The sequence below is a fragment of the Dactylosporangium sp. NPDC051087 genome (assembly GCF_055586325.1).
Window position 1 is genome coordinate 220,200 of the sequence record NZ_JBVJIJ010000007.1, and the last position, 24,684, is coordinate 244,883.

The 24,684-nt window shown below is 72.8% G+C and carries 24 protein-coding genes; 12 read left to right on the plus strand and 12 right to left on the minus strand.

Annotated features, from left to right (window positions below; translation table 11 throughout):
- Positions 1 to 35 precede the first annotated feature (35 nt).
- Genes ACZ6TV_RS15670 through ACZ6TV_RS15680 form a run of 3 tightly spaced genes read right to left on the minus strand, consistent with a single transcriptional unit; the run spans position 36 to position 4,624 of the window.
- Positions 36 to 3,251 (minus strand): ATP-dependent helicase, encoded by a 3,216-nt coding sequence (locus ACZ6TV_RS15670; RefSeq protein WP_465297851.1) that lies wholly within the window; start codon positions 3,249 to 3,251, stop codon positions 36 to 38.
- Positions 3,252 to 3,263: 12 nt separating this feature from the next.
- Complete coding sequence (locus ACZ6TV_RS15675) at positions 3,264 to 3,830, minus strand: LOG family protein (RefSeq protein ID WP_465297852.1); 567 nt, start codon at positions 3,828 to 3,830, stop codon at positions 3,264 to 3,266.
- Positions 3,830 to 4,624 (minus strand): LOG family protein, encoded by a 795-nt coding sequence (locus ACZ6TV_RS15680; RefSeq protein ID WP_465297853.1) that lies wholly within the window; start codon positions 4,622 to 4,624, stop codon positions 3,830 to 3,832. The genes ACZ6TV_RS15675 and ACZ6TV_RS15680 overlap by 1 nt, the downstream gene beginning before the upstream one ends.
- A gap of 39 nt (positions 4,625 to 4,663) precedes the next feature.
- Here ACZ6TV_RS15680 and ACZ6TV_RS15685 point away from each other — a divergent pair, with 39 nt between their 5' ends.
- Both ACZ6TV_RS15685 and ACZ6TV_RS15690 read left to right on the plus strand, forming a co-directional pair.
- Entirely contained in the window at positions 4,664 to 5,470 is an 807-nt protein-coding gene (locus tag ACZ6TV_RS15685) for a DUF3152 domain-containing protein (RefSeq protein WP_465297854.1), read from the plus strand.
- A 123-nt stretch (positions 5,471 to 5,593) separates the two neighbouring features.
- Complete coding sequence (locus ACZ6TV_RS15690; RefSeq protein ID WP_465297855.1) at positions 5,594 to 5,728, plus strand: hypothetical protein; 135 nt, start codon at positions 5,594 to 5,596, stop codon at positions 5,726 to 5,728.
- A gap of 6 nt (positions 5,729 to 5,734) precedes the next feature.
- Here ACZ6TV_RS15690 and dapE read toward each other — a convergent pair whose 3' ends face one another.
- Positions 5,735 to 6,802, minus strand: coding sequence for a succinyl-diaminopimelate desuccinylase (gene dapE / locus ACZ6TV_RS15695; RefSeq protein WP_465297856.1), 1,068 nt, complete (start codon positions 6,800 to 6,802; stop codon positions 5,735 to 5,737).
- Between the two features lie 33 nt (positions 6,803 to 6,835).
- On the opposite strand from dapE, the gene dapD reads away from it, so the two are divergent.
- Positions 6,836 to 7,765: a 2,3,4,5-tetrahydropyridine-2,6-dicarboxylate N-succinyltransferase gene (gene dapD, locus ACZ6TV_RS15700; RefSeq protein ID WP_465297857.1), complete on the plus strand. Its 930-nt coding sequence runs from the start codon at positions 6,836 to 6,838 to the stop codon at positions 7,763 to 7,765.
- Positions 7,766 to 7,821: 56 nt separating this feature from the next.
- Here the strand turns inward: dapD and dapC are convergent, their stop codons facing one another.
- Both dapC and fdxA read right to left on the minus strand, forming a co-directional pair.
- Positions 7,822 to 8,922, minus strand: a complete 1,101-nt coding sequence (dapC, locus tag ACZ6TV_RS15705; protein ID WP_465297996.1) for a succinyldiaminopimelate transaminase — start codon at positions 8,920 to 8,922, stop codon at positions 7,822 to 7,824.
- Between the two features lie 5 nt (positions 8,923 to 8,927).
- Entirely contained in the window at positions 8,928 to 9,254 is a 327-nt protein-coding gene (gene fdxA / locus ACZ6TV_RS15710) for a ferredoxin (protein ID WP_239136063.1), read from the minus strand.
- Positions 9,255 to 9,361: 107 nt separating this feature from the next.
- Here fdxA and ACZ6TV_RS15715 point away from each other — a divergent pair, with 107 nt between their 5' ends.
- The gene (locus tag ACZ6TV_RS15715) at positions 9,362 to 10,366 is read left to right on the plus strand and encodes a GNAT family N-acetyltransferase (RefSeq protein WP_465297858.1); all 1,005 of its coding nucleotides are present in this window, start codon (positions 9,362 to 9,364) and stop codon (positions 10,364 to 10,366) included.
- On the opposite strand, the gene ACZ6TV_RS15720 is transcribed toward ACZ6TV_RS15715, so the two are convergent.
- The 3 genes from ACZ6TV_RS15720 to mshB are packed head-to-tail and all read right to left on the minus strand — an operon-like array spanning position 10,363 to position 12,717.
- Positions 10,363 to 10,827, minus strand: a complete 465-nt coding sequence (locus ACZ6TV_RS15720; RefSeq protein WP_465297859.1) for a hypothetical protein — start codon at positions 10,825 to 10,827, stop codon at positions 10,363 to 10,365. The genes ACZ6TV_RS15715 and ACZ6TV_RS15720 overlap by 4 nt on opposite strands.
- Before the next feature lie 43 nt (positions 10,828 to 10,870).
- Complete coding sequence (locus ACZ6TV_RS15725) at positions 10,871 to 11,860, minus strand: hypothetical protein (RefSeq protein ID WP_465297860.1); 990 nt, start codon at positions 11,858 to 11,860, stop codon at positions 10,871 to 10,873.
- Positions 11,857 to 12,717: an N-acetyl-1-D-myo-inositol-2-amino-2-deoxy-alpha-D-glucopyranoside deacetylase gene (gene mshB / locus ACZ6TV_RS15730; RefSeq protein ID WP_465297997.1), complete on the minus strand. Its 861-nt coding sequence runs from the start codon at positions 12,715 to 12,717 to the stop codon at positions 11,857 to 11,859. The genes ACZ6TV_RS15725 and mshB overlap by 4 nt, the downstream gene beginning before the upstream one ends.
- 144 nt (positions 12,718 to 12,861) lie before the next feature.
- On the opposite strand from mshB, the gene ACZ6TV_RS15735 reads away from it, so the two are divergent.
- Positions 12,862 to 14,958 carry a S9 family peptidase gene (locus ACZ6TV_RS15735; RefSeq protein ID WP_465297861.1) on the plus strand — a complete coding sequence of 699 codons (2,097 nt, stop codon included), beginning with the start codon at positions 12,862 to 12,864 and terminating at the stop codon, positions 14,956 to 14,958.
- Here the strand turns inward: ACZ6TV_RS15735 and ACZ6TV_RS15740 are convergent.
- Complete coding sequence (locus ACZ6TV_RS15740; RefSeq protein ID WP_465297862.1) at positions 14,936 to 15,802, minus strand: hypothetical protein; 867 nt, start codon at positions 15,800 to 15,802, stop codon at positions 14,936 to 14,938. The two genes, ACZ6TV_RS15735 and ACZ6TV_RS15740, sit on opposite strands and share 23 nt — an antisense overlap.
- Positions 15,803 to 15,837: 35 nt before the next feature.
- Between ACZ6TV_RS15740 and ACZ6TV_RS15745 the strand changes: the two genes are divergently transcribed.
- The 6 genes from ACZ6TV_RS15745 (at position 15,838) to ACZ6TV_RS15770 (ending at position 22,823) form a co-directional block, all read left to right on the plus strand.
- A complete protein-coding gene (locus ACZ6TV_RS15745) occupies positions 15,838 to 16,122 on the plus strand; it encodes a 4a-hydroxytetrahydrobiopterin dehydratase (RefSeq protein WP_465297863.1) in 285 nt (94 codons plus the stop codon).
- Between the two features lie 70 nt (positions 16,123 to 16,192).
- Positions 16,193 to 17,629 (plus strand): TldD/PmbA family protein, encoded by a 1,437-nt coding sequence (locus ACZ6TV_RS15750; RefSeq protein ID WP_465297864.1) that lies wholly within the window; start codon positions 16,193 to 16,195, stop codon positions 17,627 to 17,629.
- Positions 17,626 to 18,993 carry a TldD/PmbA family protein gene (locus tag ACZ6TV_RS15755; RefSeq protein WP_465297865.1) on the plus strand — a complete coding sequence of 456 codons (1,368 nt, stop codon included), beginning with the start codon at positions 17,626 to 17,628 and terminating at the stop codon, positions 18,991 to 18,993. The genes ACZ6TV_RS15750 and ACZ6TV_RS15755 overlap by 4 nt, the downstream gene beginning before the upstream one ends.
- Positions 18,994 to 19,091: 98 nt before the next feature.
- A complete protein-coding gene (locus ACZ6TV_RS15760; protein WP_465297866.1) occupies positions 19,092 to 19,916 on the plus strand; it encodes a hypothetical protein in 825 nt (274 codons plus the stop codon).
- Between the two features lie 10 nt (positions 19,917 to 19,926).
- The gene (locus ACZ6TV_RS15765; protein ID WP_465297867.1) at positions 19,927 to 21,792 is read left to right on the plus strand and encodes a fumarate reductase/succinate dehydrogenase flavoprotein subunit; all 1,866 of its coding nucleotides are present in this window, start codon (positions 19,927 to 19,929) and stop codon (positions 21,790 to 21,792) included.
- Positions 21,792 to 22,823 carry a succinate dehydrogenase/fumarate reductase iron-sulfur subunit gene (locus tag ACZ6TV_RS15770; protein WP_465297868.1) on the plus strand — a complete coding sequence of 344 codons (1,032 nt, stop codon included), beginning with the start codon at positions 21,792 to 21,794 and terminating at the stop codon, positions 22,821 to 22,823. The genes ACZ6TV_RS15765 and ACZ6TV_RS15770 overlap by 1 nt, the downstream gene beginning before the upstream one ends.
- A 417-nt stretch (positions 22,824 to 23,240) precedes the next feature.
- Here ACZ6TV_RS15770 and ACZ6TV_RS15775 read toward each other — a convergent pair whose 3' ends face one another.
- Positions 23,241 to 23,744: a DUF1990 family protein gene (locus ACZ6TV_RS15775; RefSeq protein WP_465297869.1), complete on the minus strand. Its 504-nt coding sequence runs from the start codon at positions 23,742 to 23,744 to the stop codon at positions 23,241 to 23,243.
- Positions 23,741 to 24,139, minus strand: a complete 399-nt coding sequence (locus ACZ6TV_RS15780; RefSeq protein ID WP_465297998.1) for a (deoxy)nucleoside triphosphate pyrophosphohydrolase — start codon at positions 24,137 to 24,139, stop codon at positions 23,741 to 23,743. Before ACZ6TV_RS15780 ends, ACZ6TV_RS15775 begins: the two co-directional genes overlap by 4 nt.
- 206 nt (positions 24,140 to 24,345) lie before the next feature.
- On the opposite strand from ACZ6TV_RS15780, the gene ACZ6TV_RS15785 reads away from it, so the two are divergent.
- Positions 24,346 to 24,657: a 4a-hydroxytetrahydrobiopterin dehydratase gene (locus ACZ6TV_RS15785; protein WP_465297870.1), complete on the plus strand. Its 312-nt coding sequence runs from the start codon at positions 24,346 to 24,348 to the stop codon at positions 24,655 to 24,657.
- Positions 24,658 to 24,684: the final 27 nt, after the last annotated feature.

Below are 24,684 nucleotides of genomic sequence, written 5' to 3' on the forward strand. Positions count from 1 at the left end.
TGCCGATGACCGGCCCGAGACGCTTCGCTGGCCGGTCATGTGACGTGCCGTCCCTTCCCGGACACCGGGCAGGAGGTCTTCACCGGGCAGACCCGGCACTTGTTGTTGACCACGGCGTTGAAGGTCGACGCGGCCATCGTCTGCGCGGTCTTCTTCACCAGCGCCTGGGCCCAGTTGGGGTCGCCGGACTCGCCCAGCGGGGGCTGGACCTGCTCGCGGGCACTGTTGGTCTCCCCGCCGAGCTGCACGAGCGACGCGCCGCCGGGGACGGTGGACTCCTCGAAGGCGCCGAGCTCGATCGCCGCCTGATAGGCCGCGAGCTGCGGGTGCTCGGCCAGGTTGGCGTTGGCGGGGATGGACTTGCCGGTCTTGAGGTCGACGACGACGAGCCGGCCCTGCTCGTCGAGCTCCAGGCGGTCGACCCGGCCCTTGATCTCGACCGGGGCCTCGGGGTCGGCGAGCTCGACGAGGAAGTCCTGCTCGATCGCGACCAGCCGGCGCGGGTTGCCGGCCAGCCAGCCGATGAGCTTGTCGAGCATCGTCTCGGCCCGGTCTCGCTCGCGGCCGGCGAGCCAGCGCGCGGAAAGCTCGATCGCGTCGAAGCGGTCGGCGACGTAGGAGACCAGGTGGGCCCGGTCGGCGGTGGCGTCGGAGGCGAGCATCGCGGCGGCGTGCACGAGGTTGCCGATCGACTGCTCCGGCGACGGCGCCAGCTTCCCGCCGTGCCGCTCCAGGAGCCAGCGCAGGCTGCACCGGTCGACGCTCTCGACCGTGGACGGGGTGACGGTCACCGGCTCGCCGGGGTCGACGAGCGGCCGGTCGTCCGACAGCGGCGGCAGCCCCCACCAGCTGTCCGGGTCGGCGCCGGGCACCCCCTCGGCGGCGAGCCGGGCGAGGATCGCGGCGGCCGCGGCCCGGCGCCCGTCGGTGGCGTCGGGGTCGATCAGCGCGACCCGCAGCTCGGCGACGAGCGTGGGCAGGGTCAGCGCACGCGGCGGCCGTCCCATGACCGCACCGTCGACGCCTTGGGCGGACACCACCGTGCCGTCGGGCTCGGCGTCGCCGTCGGCGCCGGTCAACTCGGTGAGGAAGCGGCTGGGCTGGTCCTCGCCGTCGCCGGAGGCGACCGCGGTGACGAGGACCTGCTCGCGGGCCCGGCTGACGGCGACGTAGAAGAGCCGGCGCTCCTCGTCGAGCAGCGCCGACAGCCGGCCGATGGTCTCCATCGTGCGCCCGGCGAGGACCTCGACGAGCAGCTCGGAGCCCAGCACGCTGCCGCGCAGCCGCAGGTCGGGCCAGACGCCCTCCTGCACGCCGGCGACGGCGACGACGTCCCACTCCAGGCCCTTGGCGGCGTGCGCGGTCAGGATGCGGACCGCCTCGCCGCGGTCGGCGGACGGGGCGAGGGAGTCGGCGGGCAGGTCCTGGCCCTCGACGTGGTCGAGGAAGACGGCGATGCCGGCGCCGGGGAGCCGGTCGGTGAAGCGGGCCGCCGCGTCGAACAGCGACACGACGGCGTCGAGGTCACGGTCGGCGGCGGCGCCGCGGTGGCCGCCGCGGGAGCTCAGCGACGTCCACCGGTCGGCGAGGCCGCTGCCCTGCCACGCGGTCCACAGCACCTCCTCGGCGGTGGCGCCGGGCCGGGCGGCGGCGTCGCGGACGGCCTGCAGCAGCTGCCCGACGGCGCGGGCCGGGGCGGCCCACTTGCGCTCGACCGGGGCCAGCTCGCCGGGGTCGCGCAGCGCCCGCAGGAGCAGCACCCCGGACGGGCGCCGGTCGCCGGCGGCGAGCGCGAGGGCCCGCAGGCCCTGCCGGAGGCGCCGCTCGGCCAGCGGGTCGGCGCCGCCGAGCGGCGAGTGCAGCAGCGCGATCGCGGCGTCCTCGTCGAGCCGGTCGGCGTCCAGGGCACAGCGCAGGAGCAGCAGCAGCGGCGCGATCGCGGACTGCAGGTGCAGCGGCAGGTCCTCGGACTCGGTGACGGTCGGCACGCCCGCCGAGTGCAGGGCCCGCTGCAGCGGCGCGAGCTGCCGGGCCGTGGAGCGCACGATGACCGCCATCCGCGACCACGGCACGCCGCGCAGCAGGTGCGCCTCGCGGAGCCGGTGCGCGAGGAACGCGGCCTCGGTCGTCTCCGAGCCGAACGTCGCGGTCTCCACGGTGCCGCCCGGGTGGGACGCCGCGAGCTGCCGGTGCCGGGCGGGTCCGCGCAGCCGGGACGCGACCCGCCGGGTCGGCTCGAGCAGCCCCTCACCGAGCCGGCGCGAGTGCGGGAGGACGACCTGCGGGGCGGGGGCGCCTCCGGCGGTGCGGAATCGGGCGGGAAACTCGCCGACGATGCCGGGGTCGGCGCCGCGGAACGCGAACGTCGAGGAGTCGGGGTCGGCGAACGCGACGAGGTGCGCGCCGGAGCCGGCGATCAGGTCGAGCAGCTCGATCTGGGCGGGGTCGGTGTCGGGCAGCTCGTCGAGGTAGACGCAGGAGATCCGGCGCCGCTCCGCGGCGAGGACGTCGGGCTGGTCGGCCAGCAGCCCCGCGGCGGCCCGCACCAGCTCGGCGTAGTCATAGGCGACCGCGCCCCGGCCGGCCGCGTCGCGCAGGGCGAGGACCTGCAGATACTCCTCGAAGAACGCGGCGGCGGCGGCCCAGTCGGGACGCCGGTGCACGGCCGCGAGCCGGGCCAGCCCCTGCGGGCCGACGCCGCGCTCGACGGCGCGCAGCAGCAGGTCGCGCAGCTCCGTGGCGAAGGCCCGGGTGCCCAGCGCGCCGCGCAGCGACTCCGGCCACGGTGCCCGCGAGTCCTCGTGCGCGCCCTGCAGCAGCTCCCGGATCACGAGGTCCTGCTCGGGGCCGGTGAGCAGCCGGGGCGACGGCTCGCCCCGCTCGACGGCGGCGCGGCGCAGCAGCCCGAACGCATAGCCGTGGAACGTGCGCACCATCGGCTCGGCGGTGGTCCGCAGCCCCGCGGCGCGGCCGAGCCGGGCCTCGATCGTGTCCCGCAGCCGCACCGCGCCCCGCCGGCCGAACGTCAGGACCAGGATCCGCTCGGGGTCGACGCCCTCGGCGACCCGCGCGGCGACGGACTCGACGAGCGTGGTGGTCTTGCCGGTGCCGGGCCCGCCGACGACGAGCAGCGGCCCGGTCGTGTGCTCCACGACGAGCCGCTGCCACGGATCCCGCTCGATCGCGACGGCCGCCGCACCGGGTCGCCGCACCAGACGATACTGGCGGCGGGAGGCAGCGGTCGCGGTCACGCCGCTATGCAATCACGACCGGCCGACAGTTCCTCCGAGGAGGCTCGCTTCCAGCAGGTCGAGTGACTCCGACACGTCCCGGGAGATCAGCAGCATCGACATCGCCGAGGACCGGACGAACTCCTGGGCGGCGAGGCCGCGCAGCCAGTCGAGCAGGCCCGCGTAGAAGCCGTCGGCGTCGAACAGCAGCACCGGCTTGCGGTGCAGGTCGAGCATGGCGGTCGTCCAGACCTCGAACAGCTCGTCGAGGGTGCCGAGGCCGCCGGGCAGGACCACGAACGCGTCCGACTTCTCGATCATGAGCGTCTTGCGCGAGGCCATGCCGTCGGTGACGACGAGCTCGGCCGACTTCGTGTCGGCGACCTCCAGGTCCACCAGCGACTGCGGGATCACGCCGTAGGTGCGGCCGCCGCCGTCGCGGGCCCCGTCGGCGACGGCGCCCATCATGCCGACGCAGCCGCCGCCGGAGACCAGCTCGTGGCCGCGGCGGCCGATCTCCAGGCCCAGCTGGTGGGCCAGGTCGAGCCAGCGCCGGTCGAGCCGCTGCGAGGAGGCGCAGAACACGCCGATCGAGGCCATCAGCCGCTCGCCTCGCGGGCGGTCCGGCGCGCGGACGCCACCTCGATCTCCTCCGAGCCGGCCGCCACGATGTACTGGACGGCCTCCTCGACGTCGTCGGTGAGGTACAGCAGCCCCAGGTCCTCGGGGCCGATCTTGCCGTCGGCCTGCATCGTGTCGCGCAGCCAGTCGACGAGGCCCTGCCAGTACGACACCCCCATGAGCACGACCGGGAACCTGGTGACCTTCTTCGTCTGCACCAGGGTCACCGCCTCGAAGAGCTCGTCGAGGGTGCCGAAGCCGCCGGGCAGCACGACGAACGCCTGCGCGTACTTGACGAACATCGTCTTGCGGGCGAAGAAGTAGCGGAAGTCGATGCCGAGGTCGACCCACTCGTTGAGGCCCTGCTCGAACGGCAGCTCGATGCCGAGCCCGACGGACAGCCCGCCGGCCTCCGCGGCGCCCTTGTTGGCCGCCTCCATGACGCCTGGGCCGCCGCCGGTGATGACCGCGTAGCCGGCCCGGGCGAGCGCCGCCCCGATCTCCTCGCCGAGCTTCCACTCCGGGCTGTCGGGCTTGCTGCGGGCCGAGCCGAAGACGCTCACGGACGGCGGCAGGTCGGCGAGGGTGTCGAAGCCCTCGACGAACTCGCTGAGGATCCGCAGCGCCCGCCAGGCGTCCTTCGTCTTCCACTCGCCGCGCAGGTGCGAGTCGAGCAGGCGCTGGTCGGCGGTGCTCGGCGGGATCGAGTCGCGGCGCAGGGTGACGGGTCCGCGGTGCCGCTCGGGTGGCTGACTGGTCTTGCCCTCGGTCATGGTCCCCACCGTACGTGGATCGCATGATGCAATGCAGCCATGGGGCGACGCCGAGGCTTGATCGTCGCGTTGGCGCTGGCGGTCACCGCGGGTGTCGGCGCGGCCTGGTACGGGCTGGGCACGGCCGCCGTGCCGGCGCCGGCACCGCCGGTCTCCCCCTCGCCGACCCTCTCCCCGTCCCCGTCCCCGTCCCTCTCGCCCTCGCCGTCGCCCTCCGCCTCGCCGTCGCCCTCCGCCTCGCCGTCGCCGCCGCCCTCGCCGGTGGTCACCGCGGTGCCCGCGCGCGGCAACGGGACGTTCGACTTCAGCACCGCCGGCGGCGAGCGGGTCGGCGGCGCCGGGCGGCTCGTCCGCTACACGGTCGCCACCGAGCAGGGGTCGGCGGTCGACCCGGAGGAGTTCGCGGCGGCGGTGCACGAGACGCTGGGCGACCCCAGGAGCTGGATCGCCGGCGGGAGGGTGTCCTTCCAGCGGGTCCCGGCGGGGCAGCCGAGCGAGCTGACCGTGCACCTGGCGACCCCCGGCACGACCGACACGATGTGCGCGAAGCGGGGCGTGCGCACCGGCGGCGAGGTCTCCTGCCGCGGCGGCCGGGACGTGATCATCAACCTGAAGCGGTGGCAGCTCGGCGTCGCCTGGTACCCGGTGCTCGCCGACTACCGGGACATGGTCGTCAACCACGAGGTCGGGCACTTCCTCGGCAACGGTCACGTGGTGTGCCCGCGCAAGGGGGCGCCGGCGCCGGTCATGGCGCGGCAGACGTTCGGCCTCGAAGGATGCGCCCAGAACCCGTGGCCCTACCCGGACGGCCGGACCTACGTGACCGGGCCCGCGGCGGCGCGCTGAGCCACCTGATGATTAGTCCGAACGTCGCGGTTCGGTGAGAAATCAGGTGCGGAGGGCAACGTTCGCCGGTTTCATCGCGTCGTACCCGATATACCGGACGGCAAGGTGTAGGGGGTGACCGGTATGACACGTGCTGAGCACGACCGTCGCAAGCGGCAGATGAACCGGCGGATCCGCGAGGTGCTCGCGGTGCGCCGCATGCTGGCCGCCATCGGTCCGCTGGTCGAGCCCCCGGAACCCTCAACACTCGAACGCTGAGGTCGGTTACGGCCTTCCGGTGAGCCAGCGCCTGACCACGTCGGCGCCCTCGGCGATCTTGTCGAGCTCGACGTGCTCGTCCTGCTTGTGCGCGAGGTTCGGGTCGCCGGGGCCGTAGTTGAGCGCGGGCACGCCGAGCGCGGCGAACCGGGCCACGTCGGTCCAGCCGAGCTTCGCCCGCGGCGGCTGCCCGATCGCGGCGAGGAACTCCCTGGCCGGCGGCGCGTCGAGGCCGGGGAGCGCGCCGGGCGCGGAGTCGACCACCTCCAGGTCGAAGCCGTCGAGCACGTCGCCGACGTGCGCCGCCGCCTGCTCCTCGGAGCGGTCCGGGGCGAAGCGGAAGTTGACCTCGACCACGCACGCGTCGGGGATCACGTTGCCCGCCACGCCGCCGCCGATCCGCACCGCGTTGAGGCCCTCACGGAACTCGCAGCCGTCGATGGTGACGGTGCGCGGCTCGTACGCCAGCAGCCGCTGCAGAATGGGCGCGGCCTTGTGGATCGCGTTGTCGCCGAGCCAGGAGCGGGCCGAGTGCGCGCGCCGGCCGCTGGTGCGGGCGAGGACCCGCAGCGTGCCCTGGCAGCCGGCCTCCACCAGGCCGTGGGTGGGCTCCAGCAGCAGCGCGAAGGACGCGTCGGTCAGCAGCCCGGGCCGGGCGTCGGCGAGGATCTTCAGCCCGTTGCGCGCCGAGTCGACCTCCTCGCACTCGTAGAAGACATACGTGACGTCGTGCCGCGGCTCCCGCTCGGTGACCGCGAGGTGCAGCGCGATCGCCGTGCCCGACTTCATGTCCGACGTGCCGCAGCCGTGCATCAGGTTGCCCTCGGTGCGCGACGGCCAGTTGTCGTTGAGCGGGACCGTGTCGAGGTGCCCGGCGAGGACGACCCGCTGCGGGCGGCCCAGCTCGGTGCGCGCGACGATCGTGTGCCCGAAGCGCTCGACCTTGAGCCCGGTGCCCTCCAGCGCCCGCTGGACCTGGTCGGCGATCTCGGCCTCGTCGCCGGACACCGACTCGATGTCGACCAGGGCACGGGTCAGGGCGATGGGATCGTCGAGCACGTCACGCGTGAGCATGCCCATACCCTAGATGCGGTAGCGTTCGATCACGTGACGACCGCCTACATCGACTCCCCCGCCTGGGGACTCGGCCTTGCCACCGTGACCTCGTCCGGCCAGGTGCTGGACGCCTGGTTCCCGACCGGTCACCTCGGGCTCGGCCCGATCCCCGCCGACCTTCCGCCGCTGGCCCCGACGGGTGCCGCGCCGCTGCCGTCGCTGTCGGTCGAGGTGGTCCGGGTCGAGATCGGCTCGCTCGGTGACGCGCCGGCGTCCACCGCCGACGTGTATCTGCGGCTGCACCTGCTCTCGCACCGGATCGTCCAGCCGCACCAGGCCAACCTCGACGGCCAGTTCGGGCTGCTCGCCAACGTCGCGTGGACGTCGGCCGGCCCGTGCCTGCCCGACCAGGTCGACGAGCTGCGGCTCGCCTCCGGTCGCCGGCTCAACGTCTTCGGCATCGACAAGTTCCCGCGGATGGTCGACTACGTCACACCGTCCGGCGTGCGCATCGCCGACGCCGACCGGGTCCGGCTCGGCGCCCACCTCGCGCCCGGCACGACCGTCATGCACGAGGGCTTCGTCAACTTCAACGCCGGCACCCTCGGCACCTCCATGGTCGAGGGCCGCATCTCCGCGGGTGTCGTCGTCGGCGACGGCACCGACGTCGGCGGCGGTTCCTCGATCATGGGCACGCTGTCCGGCGGCGGCAAGGAGGTCATCCGGCTCGGCGAGCGCTGCCTGCTGGGCGCCAACGCGGGCATCGGCATCTCCCTCGGCGACGACTGCGTCGTGGAGGCCGGCTGCTACATCACGGCGGGTTCGAAGCTCACCCTGCCCGACGGGCGCGTGGTGAAGGCCCGGGAGCTGTCGGGGGTGTCGAACCTGCTGTACATCCGCGACTCGGTCTCCGGCCGCCTGGAGGTCCGCGAGCGGGCGGGGCGGGGCATCGAGCTGAACGCCGCGCTGCACTCCAACTAGCCGCACCGACCAACCCCGCAGACCCCGGCGCGTCACGACGTGCCGGGGTCTTCGAGTCAGCTCAGGCGTCTCGCCGCTTCGTCGACGCGCTCGTCGGAGGCGGTCAGGGCGGCTCTGACGTGGCGGCTGCCGTCCGGACCGTAGAAGGCGCCCGGTGCGGTCAGGATGCCGCGCCCGGCCAGCCAGGCGACCGTGTCCCAGGAGTCCTCGTCGCGGGTCAGCCACAGATACAGGCCGGCCTCGGAGTGCTCGACCGTGAAGCCCGCCTTCTCGAACGCCTCCCGCAGCACGGCCCGGCGGCGCGCATACCGGTCGCGCTGCTCCTGGACGTGCGTCTCGTCGCCGAGGGCGGCCACCATCGCGGCCTGCACCGGCGCGGGGACGATCATCCCGGCGTGCTTGCGCACCGCCAGGAGCTCGTCGACCAGTGCCGGGTCGCCGGCGACGAACCCGGCACGGTACCCGGCCAGGTTGGACCGCTTGGACAGCGAGTGCACGGCGAGGACGTTGCTGAAGTCCCCGTCGCAGACCGACAGGATCGAGACCGGCTCGGCCTCCCACGGCAGCGGCAGGTAGCACTCGTCGCTGGCCACGACCGCGCCGCGCTCGCGGGCCCAGTCGACGACCTTGCGCAGGTGGGCGGCGGGCAGGACGCGACCCGTCGGGTTGGACGGCGAGTTGACCCACACCAGCCGGACGCGGGCCGGGCCGAGCGACGTCAGGGAGTCCGACCGCACCACGGTCGCGCCGGACAGCTGCACGCCGACCTCATAGGTCGGGTAGCAGACCGGCGGGATGACCACGGTGTCGCCGGGACCGAGCCCGAGCAGCGTCGGCAGCCACGCGACCAGCTCCTTCGAGCCGATCGTCGGCAGCACGCCGAAGCCGCCGTCCGCCGCGCACCAGCGGGTCACCCAGGCGCGGATCGCCTCCCGCAGCCGCGGGGTGCCCGCGGTCAGCGGATAGCCGGGAGAGTCCGACGCCTGCGCCAGGGCAGCACGGATCGCCGCGGGGACCGGATCGACAGGCGTGCCGATCGACAGGTCGACGAGACCGCCGGGGTGAGCGGCGGCGCTGGTCTTGGCCGGCTCAAGCCGGTCCCACGGGAAATCCGGGAGCCCGGCAGCGAGCGAGCGCCGGGCTCCGGGCGGGACGATGCCGGTCAGTGGTCGTGCTCCTGCGGCGGCAGGCCCGCGACGAACGTCGCGTCCTTCTCGACCTTGCCGACCTTCGAGGCGCCGCCGGGCGAGCCCAGCTCGTCGAAGAAGGTGTAGTTGGCGCCGACGAAGTCCTTCCACTTCTCCGGGACGTCGTCCTCGTAGAAGATCGCCTCGACCGGGCACACCGGCTCGCAGGCACCACAGTCGACGCACTCATCCGGGTGGATGTAGAGCATGCGGTTGCCCTCGTAGATACAGTCGACAGGGCACTCCTCGATGCACGCCTTGTCGAGCAGGTCCACGCAAGGTTCGGCGATGATGTATGTCACGGGTCGCCCTCTTTCGCACCTGAGGCTGCCAACGTGGTCGGCGAGCCCCGCCGCATCCCTACCGCGGCGGGTACGAGCCTAGTATCCCGCGGCGCAGGAGGTGCATCGTGCTCGGACCACAGCACGTGGGAAGTCGGGTCGTCGTGCGCCGCATCGTGGGACAACGCGGAGATCGGCCCGTGTACTCGGACATTCTGGGTCATCTGGTCGAGGCTACCGAGACACATCTCACAGTGCGTGCGCGCACCGGAGCCATCCGCGTTCCAACGGCTGAGATCTACAGGGCCAAGCAGGTCCCGGACCGGCGCCGGTTCACGCCGACCGAGGCCCTGGAGGTCGCGGCCGCCGCCGGGTGGCCGGCCGGCGAGCAGGACCGCCTCGGCGACTGGCTGCTGCGCGCCACCGGCGGCTGGACGATGCGGGCCAACTCGGCGCTGCCCGTCGGCGACCCCGACCTGCCGCTGCCCGACGCGGTCGACGCGGTCACGCGGTGGTACGAGCAGCGCGGCCTCCGCCCGACGATGAGCGTGCCGCTGCCGATGTTCCGGCGCGTCGACGTCGAGCTGGAGCGCCGCGGGTGGACGCCGACCCCGCTGACGATGGTGATGACCGCACCGCTCGCGGCCCTCACCGCGCTGCCGCCGTCGCCGGCACCGTCGCAGGATCCGGCGGTCGCGTCGGACGCCGTGCCGGCGGGGGATCCGGCGGTCTCGCTGGAGGCCGTGCCTTCGGAGGAGTGGCTGGCGTCGGTCGCGGGCCGGAAGGGGCCGCTGCCCGAGGCCGCCCGGGCGGTCCTCACCGGGGTGGCGGCGGTGCGGTTCGCCGCATTGCGCGACGCCGCAGGGACGCTCCTGGCCACCGGGCGCGGCTGCGTCGCCGACCCCGACGGGCGCTGGCTGGGCCTGTCCCTGATCGGCACCGACGAGCGCGCCAGGCGGCAGGGCCTGGCCCGCCGGGTGATCGCCGCCCTGGTCACATGGGGCGTGCAGGCCGGCGCCACCGACGCATACCTGCAGGTCGAGCAGCGCAACACGGGGGCGGTCGCGCTCTACGAGAAGCTCGGCTTCAGCACCCACCACGTCTACATGACGCGGCAGCTCATCGCCACCTAGCGGCGCACGACCCGGCGGGGCTTGGTGCCGGCCCGTTCGATGTACCGCTTCCACGACTGCGACCGGTGGTCCAGGCCGAGCGTCATCAGCGCGAGCATGCCCAGGACCGCCCCGATCGCGGAGAGCCCGACGAAGTAGAAGAACTGCCGGAACACGAGCCCGACCCCGTCACCGAACGGCGTGGCACCCGACACGAACGGGCCGACCACCACCGCGAGCACGCACGCGGCGACGACGGCGATGCCCAGGTCGGCCACGACGCGGAGCATGGGGTGGCGGCGCCCATACCAGAACGCGACGGGGATCATCACGGCGCCGACGGCGAACAGCGCCCACAGCCCGATGGTGATCTGCTTGTCGTCGTCGTCACCGGCGGCGAACCGCACGATCAGCCTGGCGACCACGTTGACGAGGAACAGCGTCCCCGCGATGACGCCGACAGGCAGCCAACGCTCCTTCATGCCAAGCCTCCGCTGCTGCTCGCTCCCCGCGCGCCGCCGGATGTCACGGACGGTGCGGGAACGTGTCTACCGCTCCCACGCTCGGTGGCGCAAGAGGCGTTGCCTTGGAGTTCGCTGAGCCCGCGACCCGCTGCCGGACCGCGGACACATAGATCCCGACCGCGAACGCCACCGGCCCGGCGAACAGCGTCAGCAACCCCACCCAGTTGTCGTTGGTGATGAGCAGGTCGCCCTCGGTCGTGCGGCCCGCCGCGAGGATCCACACGACGCACCACGCCCCGGCCGGCAGCAGCGCCGCGAACCTCCGCCCGGTCGTCGTGAACGCGAACCACCCCAGCAACGGATTCGTCACCAGCGCCAGCACCAGCGAGACGGGGACGCGCCAGTTGCTCTCCCCCGTGCCCGTGAACCCGAGGTCGGACACGTGCAGCGGCGCGAGGAACGCCTCGAAAACCGCGAGCGCGACCGCCAGGAGCACGGCGACGACCAGGCCGCCGACGGTGATCGCGAGGTCGAGCGGACCACCGGCGACCTCGGGTTTCCGCTGGTCCTGGGGCACCTCGAACCCGCTGTCGGGCGCATAGGGGACGGCGTCGCCGCTCCCGGCGGAACCCTCCGCGGGCACGAGGTCCGCAGAGCCGCCCGCAGCGCTGCCCGCAGAGCCGCTGCCCGCGGCACCGCTGTCGTCCGCGGCACCACTGCCGGCCACCGGCCCGCCGCCGAGCACAGGGCCACCGCCGACGACGGGACCGTCCCCGACCACCGGACCGCTGCCACCCGCCGGACCGCCGCCGGCCGAACCGCTGCCACCCGCCGAACCGCTGCCACCCGCCGAACCGCTGCCGGCCGCCGAGCCGTTGCCGCCCGCCGGACCGCCACCGTCAGCCGCTGAGCCGCCGCCCGCCGAGCCGTTGCCGGCCGCCGAAGCGGCGGCGCCCGCGGCCGGATCGCCGGGGGTGGCGCTCTGCGACTTGGACAGGCCGACGTGCGGAGCGCCGGCGCGCTGCGCGGTCCCCGCCTTCCGCTTCGTCACGACGCCGCGGTCTCCAGCTGAGGGGCGCCCTGCGCCGCGGCCGCCTCGACGCCGAGGCCGGCGAAGAGGTCCTCCTCCCAGCCGTGCGGACCCACGCCGGGCCCCTTCACACCGCGCGCGAGCTGGTAATACTCCACGCCCATGAACTCGGCGCCGAAGTTGCCCGCGATCGCGAACAGCCACGACGACGGCGGCACCTGCGTCGCGTGGGCGCGCAGCGCGGCCGTCTTCTCCTCGGCGAACTCGTGCCCGTCCAGCCGCGCCGCGATCTCGTCGTCGGGCGTGCCGAACGGCAGGTCCTCGGCCCGCTCCACCTCGGCGAACGGGTTGTCCGACGAGTCGCGGAACTCCCGCATCCCCGCTTCCAGGACGCTGCGCGGCACCGCCGTCCAATACACCTTCGCCGGCGCGATCCCCTCGGCGTCGGCGAGCTCGACCGCCCGCATCAGCACCCGGTGCGCCTGGATGTGGTCGGGGTGGCCATAGAAGCCGTTGGGGTCATAGGTGACCGCGACCTGCGGCCTGACCTCGCGGATCACGTCGAGCAGCTCGCCCGCGGCCACGTCGAGGTCGGCGCCCCAGAAGGCGCGCGGGTGCTCGTTGGGCGGGGTGCCCATCATCCCCGAGTCGCGATAGCGCCCCGCGCCGCCCAGGAACCGGTGGTCGGTGACGCCGAGCCGGCGGCAGGCCTCCTCCAGCTCCGCGATGCGATAGCCGCCGAGCTGGTCGGCGGCGCCGGCGGCGAGCCCGGCGAGCTCGGGCCGGTGGATCTCGCCCTCCTCGCCGAGGGTGCAGGTGATCAGGGTGACGTGCGCGCCGGCGGCCGCGTAGTGGGCCATCGTCGCGCCGGTCCCCATCGACTCGTCGTCGGGGTGCGCATGGACGAAAAGGATGCTCCGAGCACTCACAGCGCCAACTCTACGACCTGCCTGTGACACTTCCTCCGCGGCGCGGCCCCCGCAGAGCATGACAATCGGGCCGCTTCGGGTAAACATTCAGCGGTGGACTATCCGGAGTTGGCAGCGCGCACCCGACGCTTCTCCTACGGCGCTCCCCGCGCCGTGACGGTGACCTCCGACGGCGCGCGGGTGGTGTTCCTGCGCTCGTCCGGGCCCGAGGACGGCAGCGACGCGCTGTGGGTGTACGACGTGGCGACGCGGGCCGAACGCCTCCTGGCCGACCCCGCGACCCTGCTGACCGACGACGTCGACCTGCCGGCGGCCGAGCGTGCGCTGCGCGAGCGGCTGCGGCTCTCGGCGGGCGGCATCGGCTCGTACGCGATGGACAGCGCCGGCGTGATCGCGGTCTTCCCGCTCGGAGGCCGCCTGTTCCGCGTGGATCTGCTGACGGGCGACCTCACCGAGCTGCGCACCGCCGGGCCCGCCGTCGACCCGCGGCTGGACCCGCAGGGGCGGCGGGTGGCGTACGTGACGGGCGGCGCGCTGCGCGTGATCGAGCCCGACGGCACCGACGCGGTCCTCGCCGGCGAGGAGGGCGTGACCTGGGGGCTGGCGGAGTTCATCGGCGCCGAGGAGTTCCACCGCTTCCGCGGCTACTGGTGGTCGCCGGACGGCCGCAGCATCCTCACCGCGCGCGTCGACGAGTCGCGGGTGCCCCGCTGGCACCTGCACGACCCGTCCCAGCCGGACCAGCCGCCGACGACGGTCGCGTATCCGCACGCCGGCGCCACCAACGCGAAGGTCACCCTGCACGTGCTCGACCTGGACGGCGGCTGGGTGGACGTGCACTGGGACCGGGAGACGTATCCGTACCTGGTCGAGGCGTCCTGGACCGAGCAGGGCGGCCCGCTGCTCACGGTGCTGCGCCGCCTGCAGCAGCACGGCCTGGTGATCGCGGTCGACCCGCGCACGGGCGAGACGCAGGTGCACGCCGAGCTCGCCGACCCGCGGTGGGTCGAGCCGGTGCCCGGCACCCCGCAGCACCTGCCGGACGGGCGGGTCCTCGTCGGCGGCGAGCTCGCGCACGACGGCTACGACGCGCGCTGCCTCTTCGCCGACGGCAGCCTGCTGACGCCGCCCGACCTGTACGTGCGGCGCGTCGCGGGACGGCTCGGCGGTGACCTCGTCGTCGAGGCCGCCGAGGGCGAGCCGAGCGAGCAGCACGTCTTCCGCATCCCCGTCTCGCACGCGGGTGCCCAGGCGCAGCGGCTCACGTCGGAGCCGGGCTGGCACGTCGCCCACGCCGCCGCCCGCACGCTGGTGATAGGGTCGCAGACCCTGGAGCACGCCGGGTGGCAGTACACCATCCACCACGACGACGCCGTGATCGGCACGATCCCCTCGCTGGCCGCGACGCCGCCCTTCGCGCCGAGGCCGGCGCTGGAGCGGGTCACCGACCGGCGGCTGCCCGCGGCCGTGCTGTACCCGCGCGGGCACGTCGCGGGGCGGAAGCTGCCGGTCCTCGTCGCGATCTACGGCGGCCCCGGCCATCAGGAGGTCGTCGCGGCGCGGGCCCGCTGGCTGGAGAAGCAGTGGTGGGCGGACGCCGGGTTCGCGGTCGTCACGATCGACAACCGGGGCACCCCGGGCGTGTCGCCGACGTTCGAGAAGGCGATCCACCGCCGGTTCTCCGACGTCATCCTCACCGACCAGGCCGACGCGCTGCGGGCCCTGTCGGAGAAGCACCCCGACCTGGACCTGGACCGGGTCGCGATCCGCGGCTGGTCGTTCGGCGGCTGGCTGTCCGCGCTCGCGGTCCTGCGCCGCCCGGACGTCTACCGCTGCGCGGTCGTCGGCGCGCCGGTCACCGACTGGGAGCTCTACGACACCGCGTACACGGAGCGCTACCTGGGGCTGCCCGCGGACGCGCCGGAGGTGTACAGCCACAACTCGCTGATCGAGCTGGCCGCGGAGCCGCCGGTGCGCCCCGAGGACGCCCGGCCGATGCTGCTCGTGCACGGGCTCGTCGACGACAACGTGGTCGCCGCGCACACGCTGCGGCTGTCGGCGGCGCTGCTCGCGGCGGGCCGGCCGCACTCGATGATCCCGCTGACCGGCGCGACCCACATGGCCGCGGGCGGGCTCGCCGAGAAGCTGCTGCGCATCGAGCTGGACTTCATCCGGCGATCCGTATCGTGACGTCGCCGCCGAGGCGGCCCTCGGCGGGCTCCCTGGTCACCGCGCCGCTCTGCAGCAGCGCGGTGACCACCTTGACCGCGTCGGCGGCCCGGTAGACCGTCTCGGTGAGCGCGAAGCGCTTCAGCTCGGTGACGGTGCGCCCGCCGCCGCGCAGGAGGCCGAGGATCTCCCGCCGCAGCGCGCCCGGGTTCGGTTCGAGGGTGATGTCCATCAGGTGACCCTCGGGGTCGTTCGGGTCGCGGTAGCGCACGCCCGCGTACTCGTCCAGGGCCCACATCTCGTTCTTGAACGCCTCGAGGCTCTTCGCCGACCTGGTGCCGAACCCGAGGTGCCGCTCCCGGTGGGCCTCCCCCTCGCCCTCCACATCGCCTTCCACCAGGGTCACCCCGGCGGTGAGCTCGAAGTCGCGCAGCCGCTCCCGCGGGACGTCGACGGTGATCACCTCGGCCGGCTTGGCGGTCGCGACGACCGCGGGGTCGATCCCGTCGATCATCGAGAGCAGGGGGCCGGACCTGGCGCCCAGGGCCTTGAGCATGACGGCGACGTCGCCGGACATGACGTGCAGCGACAGCTCCGGTGGCGGCCGCAGCTCCTGGTGTACCGCGTCGAGCCGGCCCTTCAGGCCTTCGGCGCCGGGCGTGACGTACAGCAGCGTCAGCCGCCGCCTGGTCAGCCTGTCCCCGAACTCGGCGCACACCCGCAGCGCCGCCTCCGCGACGTCACCGTCGAGGCCCGTCGCGGACGCGTGCAGGAACGTCGCCCCGTGCGGCGAGTGCACCGCGCCCGGCACCCACAGGTCGAGGTAGCGCACGAGGAGCTCACGGGTGACACCGGCGATGGACATGCTCCCTTTGTACGGCAAGGGGTAGCGTTTCCGGCATGACCGCTGTTCTCGGCAGTGACGAGGTGGCCACCGCGCTCGCGGACCTGGGCGGATGGTCGGGCGACACGTCCGGCATCGAGCGCTCGGTGACCGCGGAGACGTTCCTCGACGGCATCCGGCTGGTGGCCGAGGTGGCGCACGTGGCGGAGCAGGCCGACCACCATCCCGACATCGACATCCGGTGGCGGACGGTGACGTTCCGGCTCAGCACCCACAGCGAGGGCGGCGTGACCGCCAAGGACGTCGCGCTCGCGGGGCAGATCAACGAGCTGATCGGCTGAGCCGCTCCGTTTTGCGGGGGTGTCCCGTTGGGCGGGGCAAATGTCGTACCCGGTCGGTAGGGTCCCAGGCATGAGCCATTTCGACGTGGCGGGCGCGGCGGTCGAGGCGGCGCTCGCCGCCGGGGCACGGTATGCCGACGCGCGCGTGATGCACCGCCGGTCCGAGTCCATGACCGCGCGCAACGGTGAGATCGAGGACCTGAGCCAGGCCGAGGACGCCGGCATCGGCGTGCGGGCGCTGGTCGGGTCGAGCTGGGGCTTCTTCGCGCTGCCCGACCTGGGGCGCGACGCGGCACGGCGGGCGGGTGAGCGGGCCACGGCCATCGCGCGGGCGTCCGCGTCGGTCCCGGGGCCGCCGGTCGACCTGGTCGAGGTCGAGGCCCGCACCGACTCCTGGGCGAGCGCCTGCGAGGTCGACCCGCTGGGCGTCGCCCTGTCGACGAAGGGCGACCTGCTCACGGCCGCGACGAGCGAGGCGCACAAGGGCGGCGCCGACATCGCCGAGGGGCTCTATCAGATCTGGGACACGCGCAAGTGGTTCGTGTCGTCGCAGGGGCACCGCATCGACCAGCACATCCGCGAGTCGGGCGCCGGGATCTCCGCCACCGTGGTCGGCGACGGCGAGACCCAGCGCCGGTCCTATCCGTCCTATCGCGGGCAGTATGGGACGAGGGGCTGGGAGCTGGTCGACGAGCTGGACCTGACCGCGCACGCGGCGCGGATCGCCGACGAGGCGCGGGCGCTGCTGTCGGCGCCGCTGTGCCCGGCGGGCGAGACGACGCTGATCCTGGGCAGCGAGCAGATGGCGCTGCAGATCCACGAGTCGGTGGGGCACGCGATCGAGCTGGACCGCATCCTCGGCTGGGAGGCGGCGTTCGCCGGCACCAGCTGGCTCGATTTGGCCCAGCTGGGCCGGCTGCGCTACGGCTCCGAGCTGATGAACATCACCATCGACCCGACGATCCCCGGCGCGCTCGGCTCGTTCGGCTATGACGACGAGGGCACCCCGGCGCAGGCGCGGCACGCGGTCCGCGACGGGATCTGGGTCGGCACCCTGGCCGGGCGCGAGTCGGCGGCCGTGGCGGGCCTGGACTATGCCGGCAGCGTGCGGGCCGACGGCTGGGCACGGCTGCCGATGGTGCGCATGACGAATGTCGGGCTCGCCCCGGGGCCGCACACCCTGGAGGAGATGATCGCCGAGACCGCCGACGGCGTGCTGATGGACCTCAACCGGTCCTGGTCGATCGACGACAAGCGGCTCAACTTCCAGTTCGGCTGCGAGATCGGCTGGGAGATCAAGGACGGCAGGCTCGGGCGGATGCTGCGCAACCCGACCTACACGGGCATCGGGCCGAAGTTCTGGGGGTCGATGGACATGCTGTCCTCGGAGGTCGTGTCGTGGGGCACGCCCAACTGCGGCAAGGGCCAGCCGGGCCAGATCGGGCACACGGGCCATCCGGCCGCCGCGGCCCGCTTCCAGAACGTGCGGGTGGGGGTCAGGGGATGAACGAGACCGATCTCGCCGAGCGGATCCTGAAGCTCGCCGGCGACGGCGTGGAGGCCGAGGTGGTGGTGGAGCGGGCGGCGCTGTCGCTGACCCGCTTCGCCAACTCCTACATCCACCAGAATGTCGCCGACGAGACCACGTCGGTGCGGCTCAGGCTGCACGGCGGCGGGCGGACCACGACGGCCACGACCACGGTCGTCGACGGCGTCGAGGACTTCGTGCGGCGCACCGTGGCGGGCCTGGCCCTCGCCCCCGCCGACCCGGCCTGGCCGGGCCTCGCGCCGCCCGCGGCACCGCGGTTCGGCGGCAACTTCGACGAGGCGACCGCCGCGGCCGAGCCGGACGACCGGGCCGCCCGGGTGCGGGCGTTCGTCGACCGGGCCGCGGGGCTGGAGGTGGCGGGCTACTGCCGCACCTCCGCGACCAGGGTCGTCTATGCCAATTCCACGGGTCAGCACGTCACGGGCGGCAGGACGGGCGCGGCGATGGACGGCGTCGCGCGCACCGGCACGTCCGACGGGGTCGCCCGGCTGGCGTCGGGGCGCCTCGCCGACATCGACGGCGCGGTGCTGGGCGCGCGGGCCGCGGCGAAGGCCAGGGCCGGCGCCGACCCGGTGGAGCTGCCGCCGGGTCGCTATGAGGTGGTGCTGGAGCCGACCGCGGTCGTCGACGTGCTGTCGATGCTCGCGCTGTATGGGTTCAACGCGAAGATGGTGCAGGACCGGCAGTCGTTCCTGGAGCTCGGCGCGGCGCAGTTCGACCCGGCGGTCACGCTGGTCGAGGACTCGACGGCGGCCGACTCGACGGTGCTGCCGTTCGACGTGGAGGGCACCCCGCGGCAGCGGGTCGTGCTGGTCGACGCGGGCGTGTCGCGCGCCGTCGTGCACGACCGGCGGACCGCGGCGAAGGCCGGCGACGGGGCGGTCTCGACCGGGCACGCGATCGCGGGCGGGGCGAGCTTCGGCGCGATCCCGGCCAGCCTGCGGCTGCTCGCGCACGACGGGCCGGCACCCGTCGAGGTCGACGGCCCCGCCGCGGACTCCGGGGTGGCCGGGCTGGTCGCCGGGGTCGAGCGGGGCCTGCTGGTGACCGACAACTACTACACCCGCGTCCTGGACCCGCGCACGCTGGTCGTCACCGGCCTGACCCGCAACGGGGTCTGGCTGATCGAGGACGGCGCGGTGACCACGCCGGTGCGCAACTTCCGGTTCACGCAGTCCTATCCGCAGGCCCTGGCACCCGGCGCGGTGCTGGGTGTCGGGCCGCGCGCGGTCGAGCTGCCGGGCGCCTGGTCGGAGTCCGGATCGTTCGCCCCCGCCCTGCGGCTCGCCTCGTGGAATTACACCGGCGGCGCGTCTGGGTGAGGGCGATCACAAGGCCGGATGCGTTCGGGCGTAACGTGTGCACCGACCTCAGATCGGTACATCGGCCCGTCCCTCAGCGCCAACAGGGAGCAATCACCATGACGACCACGCCGGCCAGGCCTCGGTCTGCCCCGGGCTCGGGGCCCCGCGCAGCGATCAGTGAGAAAACGTTGCGGACGGACAGGTGGTGGCTACAGCCGCTGCTGGTGTTCCTCGGTCTCGGGGCCTTCGTGGTCTACGGCCTGGTCCGCGCCATCATGAACGACCACTACTGGGCCGGCGCCGAGCACTACCTGGCGCCGTTCTACTCCCCCTGCCTGACCCAGAGCTGTGTGGAGGGCTCCAGCCACTTCCTCGGCCAGCCGATCCCGCAGCTGCCGTCGTGGATGTCACCGGCGATGATCATCCTGGTGCTGCCCGGCGGCTTCCGTCTGACCTGCTACTACTACCGCAAGGCGTATTACCGCTCGTTCTGGCTGTCGCCGCCGGCGTGCGCGGTCCCGGACGGTCACAAGACCTACTCCGGTGAGACCCGCTTCCCGCTGATCTTCCAGAACATCCACCGGTACTTCTTCTACGCCGCGATCCTGGTCGGCTCGGTCCTCACGTATGACGCCGTCATCGCCTGGCACGGCAAGGACGGCGGCATCGGCATGGGGCTCGGCACGCTGATCCTCGCCGTCAACGCGATCCTGATCTGGGCGTACACGCTGGGCTGCCACTCCTGCCGCAACATCATCGGCGGGCGGCTCAAGCACTTCTCGAAGCACCCGGTGCGGTATCGCGCGTGGGGTCTGGTGTCGAAGCTCAACGCCAAGCACCAGCAGTACGCGTGGGCATCACTCTTCTCGGTGATCATCGCCGACGCCTACGTCATGGCGGTCTCGGCCGGGTGGATCACCGACTTCCGGTTCTTCAACTAGGGACATTCCGATGACGAACATCGAGCGACACACCTACGACGTCGTGGTCATCGGCGCCGGCGGCGCCGGGCTGCGCGCCGCGATCGAGGCTCGGCTCGCCGGCAAGAAGACCGCCATCATCTCCAAGTCGCTGTTCGGCAAGGCGCACACCGTCATGGCCGAGGGCGGCGCCGCCGCGGCGATGGGCAACGTCAACTCGCGGGACAACTGGCAGGTCCACTTCCGCGACACGATGCGCGGCGGGAAGTTCCTCAACAACTTCCGGATGGCGGAGCTGCACGCCAAGGAGGCCCCGGACCGCATCTGGGAGCTGGAGACCTACGGCGCGCTGTTCGACCGCACCAAGGACGGCAAGATCAGCCAGCGCAACTTCGGCGGTCACGAGTATCCGCGGCTCGCGCACGTCGGCGACCGCACCGGCCTGGAGCTGATCCGCACCCTGCAGCAGAAGATCGTGTCGCTGCAGCAGGAGGACTTCGCCACGCACGGTGACTACGAGGCGCGCATCCGGGTCTTCCAGGAGTGCACGATCACCGAGCTGTTCGTCGAGGACGGCGCGGTGTCCGGGGCGTTCGGCTACTACCGCGAGTCCGGCGACTTCGTGCTGTTCGAGAGCGCCGCGATCGTGCTCGCGACCGGCGGCGTCGGCAAGTCCTACAAGGTGACCTCCAACTCCTGGGAGTACACCGGCGACGGGCACGCCCTCGCGCTGCGCACCGGCGCGACGCTGATCAACATGGAGTTCCTGCAGTTCCACCCGACGGGCATGGTCTGGCCGCCGTCGGTCAAGGGCATCCTGGTGACCGAGTCGGTCCGCGGTGACGGTGGCGTGCTGCGCAACACCGAGGGCAAGCGGTTCATGTTCGACTACGTCCCCGACGTGTTCCGCAAGCAGTACGCGGACACCGAGGAGGAGGCGGACCGCTGGTACTCCGACCCGGACAACAACCGGCGCCCCCCGGAGCTGCTCCCCCGCGACGAGGTCGCCCGCGCGATCAACAGCGAGGTCAAGGCCGGCCGCGGCACCAAGGCGGGCGGCGTCCTGCTCGACATCGCCAGCCGGCTGCCCGCGGAGCAGATCCGCAAGCGGCTCCCGTCGATGTACCACCAGTTCAAGGAGCTGGCGGACGTCGACATCACCAAGCAGCCGATGGAGGTCGGCCCGACCTGTCACTACGTGATGGGTGGCATCGAGGTCGACGCCGACACGACCGCCGCCGCGGTCGCCGGGCTGTTCGCGGCCGGTGAGGTCTCCGGCGGCATGCACGGCTCCAACCGGCTCGGCGGCAACTCGCTGTCGGACCTGCTGGTCTTCGGCAAGCGGGCCGGCGAGCACGCGGCCGCGCACGCCGAGAAGATGGGCCGGCGCAAGCCGTCCGCCGCCGCCGTCGACGCGGCCGTCGAGACCGCCCTGGCACCCCTCGCCAGGGCCGACGCCGGGGAGAACCCGTACACCCTGCACCATGACCTGCAGGAGATCATGGGCGTCCTCGTCGGCATCATCCGGCGCGACGGTGAGCTGCGCGAGTCGATCACCCGGCTGGCCGAGCTCAAGGAGCGGGTCAAGAAGGTCGGCGTGGGCGGTGGCCGCAGGTACAACCCCGGCTGGCACCTGGCGCTGGACCTGCGCAACATGCTGATCGTGTCGGAGTGCACCGCGAAGGCCGCGCTGGAGCGCACCGAGTCCCGCGGCGGGCACACCCGCGAGGACCACCCGAAGATGGACCCGAAGTGGCGCAAGGTGAACCTGGTCTGTTCCCTTGACGGCGAGGACGTCCGGCTGGAGCACCAGCCGCTGCCGGTCATGCGGCCGGAGCTGCAGGGCCTGTTCGAGCAGAGCGAGCTCGCCAAGTACATGACCGACGAGGAGCTGTGATGGGCACCAAACGCCACTTCCGCGTCTGGCGCGGCGACGACACCGGCGGCGCGCTGGAGGACTTCCAGGTGGAGGTCAACGAGGGCGAGGTCGTGCTCGACGTCATCCACCGGCTCCAGGCCACGCAGACCCCCGACCTGGCCGTGCGGTGGAACTGCAAGGCCGGCAAGTGCGGCTCCTGCTCGATGGAGATCAACGGCAAGCCGCGGCTGGGCTGCATGACCCGCATGTCGACGTTCGAGGACACCGAGACGGTCACGGTGACGCCGCTGCGGACGTTCCCCGTGGTCCGCGACCTCGTCACCAACGTCAACTTCAACTACCAGAAGGCCCGCGAGCTGCCCGCGTTCGCGCCGCCCGCCGGTGTCGCCCCCGGTGAGTACCGGATGCAGCAGGTCGACGTGGAGCGCTCGCAGGAGTTCCGCAAGTGCATCGAGTGCTTCCTGTGCCAGAACGTGTGCCACGTCATCCGTGACCACGAGGAGAACAAGCCCGCGTTCTCCGGACCGCGCTTCTTCATCCGGGCCGCCGAGCTGGACATGCACCCGCTGGACGCCCGCGACGACCGCAAGGAGCTCGCGCAGGCCGAGCAGGGACTGGGCTACTGCAACATCACCAAGTGCTGCACCGAAGTCTGCCCCGAGCACATCAAAATCACTGACAATGCGATCATCCCGATGAAGGAACGTGTTGTCGATCGGAGGTACGACCCGGTGACCTGGCTCGGACGCAAGATCTTCCGTCGTGACCAGCTGGACGAGCAGCCGGCGCACGCGCACGCCGCGGCGACGAGCGTCAAGACCACCTCCGGCGACCTGGCGGTGTCGGACACCGGCAGCAGCTGGCACCAGGAGGGCCCCGTGCCGCAGGAGGCGCCGGTCGGCGCCGACGGCAAGCTCGTGGTGGCGGAGCTCACCCTGGACCGGGCGGCGGCGGGCTCGCCGTTCGGCGACGACCAGGAGTTCCCGCTGCCGCCGGAGCAGCTGCGCTACCAGCACCCGTCGTCCCCCTCCGGGGACGGCCACCACTAGCTCACACGCTGTCGAGAAGGCGCCCCGGCCGTGGCCGGGGCGCCTTCTTCGTGCGGCGGGCGCCCGCGATCACAACTGGGGTGCCCTCGGCACGCCGATCACGGCTCGGGCCGCACTCGGGCCGCACCAGGGCGGCCTCCGCGCCGCCGGTCGCGGCGCGGGCTTCACCCGGGGCACGGTGGTCACCGTGGCCGGTGGGCTCTCGGTCGAGCGCACGCTTTTTCTGATGATCCGGAAGACTTCGTGTCGTCATGGCAGCACAAAGTCTTCCGGATCATCAGAACGAGGCCAGCATCGATAGCTGGACCGTGGAGTGCCACGGTGCGGGTTCGACCACATGACGATTTCGGTGCGCGGCGGGCCAAGCACCGCAGAGCGGGGCACCGCGGTCACGTGCCGGCGGTGCGGCGTGGCCGGTCACGGGCGGGGTGGCTGGAGCATGGCGGTCGCGTAGCGGTCCGTGATCTTCGACTGGACGAGGCGCATCACCGGGGCGCCGAGCCGGGCCCACCAGGTGGCCGGGCGGCTGAACGCCCTGACCTCGAACCACACCTCGCCGCCGGGCTCCACCTTCAGCAGGAACGACTCCTCGCCGGTGGCGACGTGGCCGGGGAGCGTACCGAAGCCGAAGCCGTAACGCTCCGGCTCGTCCACGACCCACACGATCAGGCACGGGGCCCACAGCCGGAGCGGGCCGGCGCCGATCCCGGTCGAGAACCTGCCACCGAGCGTGACCTTGTCCTCGTCGCTGCGTAACTTCAGCCCCGCGCCGCGCTGGGGCTGCCAGCGGGCCAGGGCGGCCGCTGCGGCGGTGAACGTCTCGTGACCATGTCCTACCCTCACCCGGCGGGTGACGTGGACGTAGCCGGGCGGCAGGGGCCCTTCGCGGGTGGCCCCGATCTCGGGGTAGGTGACGTTCACGCGGTCGAAGGTAGCAACGGCATCAGCGCGTGCACGATCGGCGCGTCGGCCGGCAGCCACGGGACGCTGTCGAGCTCGTGGACCGCGAGCCATCGAAGGTCGCTGTGCTCCAGCGGCACGGGTTGGGCACCGTTCAGCAGGCGGGCGAGGTACACCTTGAGGATCGCGGCACCGCCGAGCATCATGATGTCTGCGCCGACTCGCGCGCCCACCTCGACGTCGACCCCGAGCTCCTCCTGGCACTCCCGCACCAGCGCCTGCTCCTCGGTCTCCCCGGGGTCGACCTTGCCCCCGGGAAACTCCCACTTTCCGGCCATTTCGGGCGGTAACGCGCGCTCACAGGCCAGGACCCGACCATTCGAGATGATCGCGGCACCGACGATGATCCTTGGCATCAACCGTTCGGTCTGCACGGGCAACCAGCGTGCCAGATCCAAATGAAGTTCTGGTTGCTGGCTATGCCCTGTTGTTCACCAGACGAGGGAAATGTGGCCGTGGACAGATCCACCGGTTGCCCAGGAGACTTGCAGACACCGTTGATGACGGGCAGGCTTCGAAACGGCCACAAGCCGGCAACGATGCCGCGGGAGGGTAGGTCGTTATGCGGGCCAGGCGGAGCGAGCAGCACCGTGACTATCTCAGCGATGCGCTGGGCTTACTGCAAGGCTGGACGCACGACGGCGAGGAGATCCGCCGGACGCTGCATCTGGACGATTCCCAGCATGCGGCACTCACCGAGCGCATGAAGATCGTCGCCGACGCCCTCCAGGTGCGCCCGGACGTCCGCCGCCTCGACGGCCGGACCCAGATCCGCCTGCGCGTGCCGGGCATGTCGGCCCTGTCCCCGGGTGAGGTGACCCTGGCGGCCAGGATCGAGGACCTCTACCGCACGATCATCGCGGGCGCCGCCTGAGTGGTGGCCCATGACCGCGACGCGGAC

Coding starts and splice junctions, on each gene's coding strand:
- ACZ6TV_RS15765 (WP_465297867.1), top strand. CDS start 19,927: ATGACGAACATCGAGCGACACACCTACGACGTCGTGGTCATCGGCGCC.
- ACZ6TV_RS15675 (WP_465297852.1), bottom strand. CDS start 3,830: ATGGCCTCGATCGGCGTGTTCTGCGCCTCCTCGCAGCGGCTCGACCGG.
- ACZ6TV_RS15785 (WP_465297870.1), top strand. CDS start 24,346: ATGCGGGCCAGGCGGAGCGAGCAGCACCGTGACTATCTCAGCGATGCG.
- mshB (WP_465297997.1), bottom strand. CDS start 12,717: ATGGGGACCGGCGCGACGATGGCCCACTACGCGGCCGCCGGCGCGCAC.
- ACZ6TV_RS15755 (WP_465297865.1), top strand. CDS start 17,626: ATGAACGAGACCGATCTCGCCGAGCGGATCCTGAAGCTCGCCGGCGAC.
- ACZ6TV_RS15680 (WP_465297853.1), bottom strand. CDS start 4,624: ATGACCGAGGGCAAGACCAGTCAGCCACCCGAGCGGCACCGCGGACCC.
- ACZ6TV_RS15740 (WP_465297862.1), bottom strand. CDS start 15,802: ATGTCCATCGCCGGTGTCACCCGTGAGCTCCTCGTGCGCTACCTCGAC.
- ACZ6TV_RS15745 (WP_465297863.1), top strand. CDS start 15,838: ATGACCGCTGTTCTCGGCAGTGACGAGGTGGCCACCGCGCTCGCGGAC.
- ACZ6TV_RS15780 (WP_465297998.1), bottom strand. CDS start 24,139: ATGCCAAGGATCATCGTCGGTGCCGCGATCATCTCGAATGGTCGGGTC.
- dapE (WP_465297856.1), bottom strand. CDS start 6,802: ATGCTCACGCGTGACGTGCTCGACGATCCCATCGCCCTGACCCGTGCC.
- ACZ6TV_RS15770 (WP_465297868.1), top strand. CDS start 21,792: ATGGGCACCAAACGCCACTTCCGCGTCTGGCGCGGCGACGACACCGGC.
- ACZ6TV_RS15750 (WP_465297864.1), top strand. CDS start 16,193: ATGAGCCATTTCGACGTGGCGGGCGCGGCGGTCGAGGCGGCGCTCGCC.
- ACZ6TV_RS15760 (WP_465297866.1), top strand. CDS start 19,092: ATGACGACCACGCCGGCCAGGCCTCGGTCTGCCCCGGGCTCGGGGCCC.
- ACZ6TV_RS15690 (WP_465297855.1), top strand. CDS start 5,594: ATGACACGTGCTGAGCACGACCGTCGCAAGCGGCAGATGAACCGGCGG.
- ACZ6TV_RS15685 (WP_465297854.1), top strand. CDS start 4,664: ATGGGGCGACGCCGAGGCTTGATCGTCGCGTTGGCGCTGGCGGTCACC.
- ACZ6TV_RS15720 (WP_465297859.1), bottom strand. CDS start 10,827: ATGAAGGAGCGTTGGCTGCCTGTCGGCGTCATCGCGGGGACGCTGTTC.